At 39.4% G+C, this 6,330-nt stretch carries 5 protein-coding genes, 1 pseudogene and 1 other annotated feature; of the genes and pseudogenes, 5 read left to right on the forward strand and 1 reads right to left on the reverse strand.

All coding sequences use genetic code 11. The annotated features are described in order from the left end of the window. Positions 1 to 2: 2 nt before the first annotated feature. From ND6B_RS11290 to ND6B_RS11275, 5 genes and pseudogenes are all read left to right on the forward strand, one after another. Positions 3 to 1,445, forward strand: a complete 1,443-nt coding sequence (locus ND6B_RS11290; protein ID WP_033103257.1) for a DUF4041 domain-containing protein — start codon at positions 3 to 5, stop codon at positions 1,443 to 1,445. 240 nt (positions 1,446 to 1,685) lie between these two features. Continuing rightward, positions 1,686 to 1,801: pseudogene (locus ND6B_RS20555) on the forward strand (IS91 family transposase); the annotation flags it as partial. Between the two features lie 349 nt (positions 1,802 to 2,150). Then, the gene (locus ND6B_RS11285; RefSeq protein WP_033103258.1) at positions 2,151 to 3,062 is read left to right on the forward strand and encodes a hypothetical protein; all 912 of its coding nucleotides are present in this window, start codon (positions 2,151 to 2,153) and stop codon (positions 3,060 to 3,062) included. A 118-nt stretch (positions 3,063 to 3,180) separates the two neighbouring features. Further along, complete coding sequence (locus ND6B_RS11280; protein ID WP_033103259.1) at positions 3,181 to 4,626, forward strand: hypothetical protein; 1,446 nt, start codon at positions 3,181 to 3,183, stop codon at positions 4,624 to 4,626. A gap of 59 nt (positions 4,627 to 4,685) precedes the next feature. Further along, positions 4,686 to 5,024 carry a hypothetical protein gene (locus tag ND6B_RS11275; RefSeq protein ID WP_033103260.1) on the forward strand — a complete coding sequence of 113 codons (339 nt, stop codon included), beginning with the start codon at positions 4,686 to 4,688 and terminating at the stop codon, positions 5,022 to 5,024. A gap of 36 nt (positions 5,025 to 5,060) precedes the next feature. Here the strand turns inward: ND6B_RS11275 and ND6B_RS11270 are convergent. Continuing rightward, a protein-coding gene (locus ND6B_RS11270; protein ID WP_089368775.1) for an IS3 family transposase occupies positions 5,061 to 6,280 on the reverse strand; the annotation gives its coding sequence in 2 pieces (ribosomal slippage) (positions 5,061 to 6,001 and positions 6,001 to 6,280; 1,221 coding nt in all). After that, positions 5,886 to 6,002 (reverse strand) — a sequence feature (AL1L pseudoknot). (Overlaps the previous gene by 117 nt.) Positions 6,281 to 6,330: the final 50 nt, after the last annotated feature.

Here is a 6,330-nt window from a genome sequence, read left to right on the forward strand (position 1 = left end):
CAATGAATAATAATTTACTGATATTAGCAGGCATATCTTTGTTAGCAGTTTTGCTGACCTATATAGTGACGAAACGCTCTGCGGATAAAAAAGTTGGACAGTACAAGTCAATTGATGAAGCGTTAACGAAAGCCAAAGAAGAGCACGAGACATTAAAGAAAGCAAATGAATCACTACAGCAAACTAATGAGATAGCAAAGCAGGCGCTTTCCAAAATTAACGCTGAAACTGCCGACCTACAAGCTTTGAAAGGACAAGATGACTCTCTTAAAGTTAATATTCTAGAACAGCAACAGTCTCTTGACGCGGCCCAAAACACTCTAAATGAACTTAATGCCAATATTGAAAAGAGCGAACAGGATCTGAACGAGCTTATGAGTGGGATAGACTTGTATTCACGACTCGATGAATATACTGCTCATGGTCACTTTGAAATGCCACAATATCTCTACGAAACATCAACTCGCTATTCTGAAGAGATCAAAGACATACGGCAGCAACAAAAAGACATGATTAAAGCGAAAACCGCAGTCACCTTCCCAGAAACGACCGTTATTTCTAATGATAAGTCTTTGAATAAAAAAATCCTCAATGGTCAAGTTAAGCTAATGCTAACTGCGTTCAATATTGAATGTGACATGCTTATTGGCAAGGTTTCTCCAAGCTCATTTGGTCGTATGCTGGAACGAATCGAGAAACTAGCAAACAATCTAGAAAAGTCAGCTGCGACACTGGAGTGCGGCTTTGATATTGACTACATCGAACTAAAATTCGAAGAATGTAAGCTTCAGTATCAATATACCCTGAAGAAGCAGGAAGAAATTGCCGAGCAGAAGCTCATCAAAGAGCAAATTCGTGAAGAGCAGAGAGCAATAAAGGAGTTTGAAAAAGCTATTGCTGAAGCTGAGAAAGAAGAAAAAATGTATCGAAACCTTCTTGATAAAGCTCAGCAAGAGCTTGCTCAAGCTAATGAACAAGAACGCAGTGAAATGGAACAAAGAATAGCCATTCTAGAGCAGCAATTGGCCGAAGCTGAAGCCAAAGAAGAACGTGCCAAGAGTATGGCGGAACAAACTCGTAAGGGCCATGTGTACGTGATAAGTAACATTGGTTCCTTTGGAGAAGATGTTTACAAGATAGGCTTAACGCGCAGGCTTGAGCCTATGGACAGAGTTAAAGAGCTTGGTGATGCCAGTGTACCATTCCCATTTGACGTACATGCCATGATTTATACTGATGATGCACCTGCACTCGAAACAGCTTTGCACCGTGAATTCCATTCTCAACGTGTTAATGCAATTAACCTTCGTAAGGAGTTCTTCAGTGTCAATCTAGAGGAAATTAAAGATGCCGTTGAGAAAATCGCTGGAGTAGATGCTGAGTTCAAAATGACCGCTCTGGCGGAAGACTATTACGAAAGCCTCCGTCTTAGTGATGCCGCATGATTTAAGAGTTTTGTCCACCTTCGAGTCAGCCAGATCAGCGCTGGCTCACCTTTGCCCCAAAATGGGTTAGAAGATATTACTTAACGAGCTAACAAAGCTATTTACACCTTGCTATAAATCATGAGTGTAGTTCCATTGTCTAAAGGGTTTATACGCATTTGCTACCATAGTTTTTTAGCTAATGCGTGTCGTAGGGTTTATAAAGGCTCAAGCATCAACCCCATTCACAGCGGTGAGACAGAGCAATAACCATTATTACCGCACTGGTCTTGCCAGTTATGCAAGGTGGGTATATTACGATTTATTGGTTGATGAATTTAGAGGAGGCGACAAATAAAATAGCGCGAACGAGTTAGCAGCCTTGCTTGCTGCCTTAAATCAATGAGTTAACCTGCTTAACTGCTCAGGCTCGTTGCGACTGTACATAAGAAAAATATGATTGCTTAACGGTTAAACATTAGGTTTAATAGTTACATAATAAACGCTGAGTAACGCAGGGATAGCTTAGATACGATAGACATGCCAATGAAATTGGTTTGATATCACTTAGGCCATAAAAAACCAATTCCCATAGCATAAACAACACCAACTCTGACACATCGAGCAGGTAACGGCTTAGTCCAATAAGCGATTATGCAATATAACCTGCGTGTCGCATAAATACTAAAATGCTATGCGTCAGCGTTACCCATAAGGATTCCAGCTATGACTTTAAACTTTTTTTCTGATCTAGTAGATGAACTTCAAAGGTTACTTAAAGATGCCGACCTTGCCGTTCCAACATTTGAACAGTTACGCTTTCAAGACAAGCGAAGTGAAGAAATAAAAAGTAAAATTAAAGATTATGACTTACATAATTTATTACTTCATTGCTTTACAGTGTACTCAAGAAGAATCCCTGTCATTAAATGGAATGTTCATACTTCAAGTGAGCTAGAGGGGCGGAGTGAAATAAATGAGATCATTAATAAACTCGAAAATGGTGTGGACGTCAATAGCTTATTAAGTAATAGAGTAAGGAAATTAAATCAAGTAAAAAATGCAGACTTGCTAAAATCTGAGTGGGGAATTTATCATTTACACTTCCGTGAAGAGCGAAGTGAAGAATTGTTATTTATCTATTTAAGTGAGGGCAATGCATACTTACTTGATATATTGAAACACGAGAAAGCAGATGGCTCTGTTGTAACGTGGACTAACACCGATTTAATTCAAATAATTCATGATAACTGGCCTCATGTGATTAAGCCTTTTATTTACAAGACTAACTCAACTGCACCAATTTTATCTACAGAGCAAAGAAGGGCTTTGCGTAAAAATGCTGGAAATACTCATGTAGTCCTACATGATGGAACAGAATATATGCCTATAGGTTTTGGGTTCACATCGAGCAAGCATCCGACATCGGCCGTTATTCAATCAGACCATTTACTATTTAAAGTTAGGAACCTTCAAGCCACTGTTAAAGAAAACTACCAGAGTATTAAACAAGCTTTGGTCGAACATACAACTGAACCTGTTATAAAACTGAAAATTGATTATAATTTTCAACCATTTGTAGTTGAGTCTAAAAAGCATATTTTACTAAAGTTAGAGCCTAGCGAAGAAAATGCATAACAAGCGATTTAAATGCAATAGAAACAGTTGGTTAGGTTCTTCTTCGTTCCACATTATAACCAATGATTTTTGTCCGCTTAAGCGGGCATTATGTTGTTTTAAGAATATTGGATGATTCATGGCAAATAAAAAGATATTAACAATTGGGTTGTCGCTGGCTGATGACCAAACTGAATTCTGTGAGTTTGATTCTGATACTTCTCTTTTAGATTGGGACATAATACTTTTTAAACCAAATATTACAGAATACCTTTATAGGTGTGAGAGTACTTTTGAAGGGAAACCATGTCTATCGGACGACGAATCATTCAAGCTGAGAGCACAATCCGAGCATTGGCGAAGAGAAATAAAAGCAGCTGTTGAGCATGGGAAATTAGTATTAGTCTTCCTGAGTGAACTGACCCCACTAAGTATAGCAACTGGGGAAAAAGAATTTTCTGGAACAGGCAGAAATCAAAAGGTTACAAGAATTGTAACTAGCTATGATAACTATCAATCAATCCCATTAGGTCTAAAGCCTATAAACTCTAATGGGAAAGAGATAAAGCTTTGTGCAAAGAACTCTGAATGTATATCTTCCTATTGGCATGAATTCTCAAGTATTTCATCTTATAAGATTATCGTCGAAAGTGAACTAACACCATGCTTACTAACCAAGCATGCAGATAAGGTAGTAGGTACTATTTCTAGGTCAAAAAACTCTAATGGTGCCATGTTATGCCTTCCTGATATTGATTTCTACCCTGAGTCGTTTTTCATTGGTGCAGAAGACGAAGAAAATGAAGGCGATTGGACGCCAGAAGCAAAGCAGTTTGCATCTAGGATGATAAAATCGATTATTTCAATGGATAAATCACTTCGGTCTTCTGGCGAATTAACTCCTGAGCCTGACTGGGCAAAAGATACGATATATAGATTAAACCAAGAAAAATTAGCGTCTCAGAAACTCCTGAAAATCGAAAAAAATCTCGAAGTAGTTCAAGCCGAAAAAGAGGCTGTAATCGATGAGGTAAAAGACTTGGGAAGGCTTAGGAATCTTTTGTTCGAAAAAGGTAAGCCACTAGAGTACGCAATTTTAGACGCCCTAAAAATAATCGGGTTCGAAGTATCTCAATTTGATGATGGTAAATCTGAATTTGATGCCGTTTTTGAGTCGAAGGAAGGCCGATTGATTGGCGAAGCAGAAGGTAAAGATAATAAGGCTATAAATATTGATAAACTTCGCCAACTAGCGATGAATATACATGAAGATCTTGAGCGAGATGAAGTTGATGAGCCTGCAAAACCAGTGTTGTTTGGTAATTCATACAGGTTACAGCCAATTGATGAGCGGCCTGAACCATTTACAACGAAGTGTATTTCCGCTGCAACTACGAGCTCTACTGCTCTTGTATTTACTCCTGACCTTTTTCACATTGCTAAATACTTGAAAGATAAGCGTGATGCAAGATATGCGACTAAATGTCGAAAAGCTATATTAACTTCTATAGGTAAAGTTAATTTTCCTGATGTACCACAAGAATCAGTTACAGAAAGTGAACAATCTAAGAGCGAAAAAACATAACAAAGCGTTGCACCGGACAAGCCGGTGAACGCGGCGTTATAAACAAGTGGAGATTTCCGATGGGAAGTAAGATCCCTGAAGCTAGCCTAGGATTTGGCAATCGTGTAGATGCTACTGATTATGAGAATAAGCCCTATGGGACTCTATTTTGTGCATCTCCTAGTTGTAGTGCACAGTTATCATTTGTGAAAAGACATGATCGGAAATACGCCACAAAAACGGTAGAAATAGCACCATGTTTTCGATTAAAAAGAAATGAAGAACATAGTGCAAAATGTAAGTATAACATTGGTGGTCAGCTCAACATCATAGCAAAATCATCTGACTCTGCTGTATTTTCCGCAATTGAGGAATCAAAATATGAATTTCGACTTCATATTCTTCTTAAAGCACTCTGAATCGCCCCGAGTTCATCGGAGACCAGTTTGTTTAAGTCAGGCCACTTTACCTGACTCGTTTAAATTATCATAGTAGTCTGTTTCATATTGAGCTGGTGAAATATACCCAATTGAAGATAATAAGCGTTGATTATTAAACCAATTGACCCACTCTAACGTTGCGTATTCAACAGCATCAACATTCTTCCACGGGCCATTTCTGCGAATAATCTCTGTTTTAAATAATCCATTTATTGTTTCAGCCAATGCATTGTCATAAGAGTCACCCACACTGCCTACAGACGCTTGAATTCCAGCTTCAGCAAGTCGCTCAGTGTATCGTATAGACAAATATTGGCTGCCTCTGTCGCTGTGGTGAATTAACCCTTCGGGGTTGCCACGATGCCAAATAGCTTGCTCTAACGCATCAAGAATAAGCTCTGTGTGCATTGTCGTTGATACACGCCAACCTACAATGTATCGTGAAAAAACATCTATCACGAAAGCGACATAAACAAACCCACTCCATGTGGCAACATAGGTGATGTCAGCTACCCAAAGTTGATTTGGCTGCTCAGCAGTAAATTGACGATTAACTAAATCAAGTGGCTTATCTTGTTGCTCGTCAGGTATCGTTGTCTTATGTGCTTTACCCCGACGAACACCTTGAATTCCCATAACTCGCATCAATCGTTCGACTGTACAGCGGGCGACTTGATGGTCGTCAAGCTGTAGCTGCTTCCATATTTTTCTTGCACCATAAACTGACATATTATCCTCCCACACTTCGCGAATGAGTATTATCAGCTCAGCATCACGCTTTTTGCGGTTAGACAGTCGCTCAGGCTCTCTTTGTATCTGTTTATGAGAATAATACGTTGATGGTGCAATCGGCAATTCCTTGCAAATTGACTCGACACCGTAATGCTCTCTGCAAGCATCAATAAAATCCACTATTACTTCTGTTTGCGGTCGAGCTCCGCTTGGGCGAAAAAAGCGGCAGCTTGCCTCAGGATATCATTCGTTCGCTTGAGCTCTTTATTCTCGCGCTCTAAGACGGCAAGGCGTTCTTCAGTTGATTGCGTATTAGAAGAGGGTTTAGACGGTTGAGCTTGAGATTTCTTGACCCATGCTCTAAGTGTTTCTGGGGTACATCCCAGTTTATCTGAAATCGATACTAGCGCAGCCCAAAGAGAAGGGTATTCATGCTGTTGTGTGGTAACAAGCCTAATTGCACGTTCACGAAATTCTGATGTATAGCGATTTGATTTTTTCATAGTTCCAGTTTCTCAAGTTATTGAGTCTCTGGCAAACACGGGGCGATTCA

This window comes from Pseudoalteromonas sp. ND6B (genome assembly GCF_000764215.1).
In the GTDB taxonomy this organism is placed as follows: Bacteria; Pseudomonadota; Gammaproteobacteria; order Enterobacterales; family Alteromonadaceae; genus Pseudoalteromonas; species Pseudoalteromonas tetraodonis.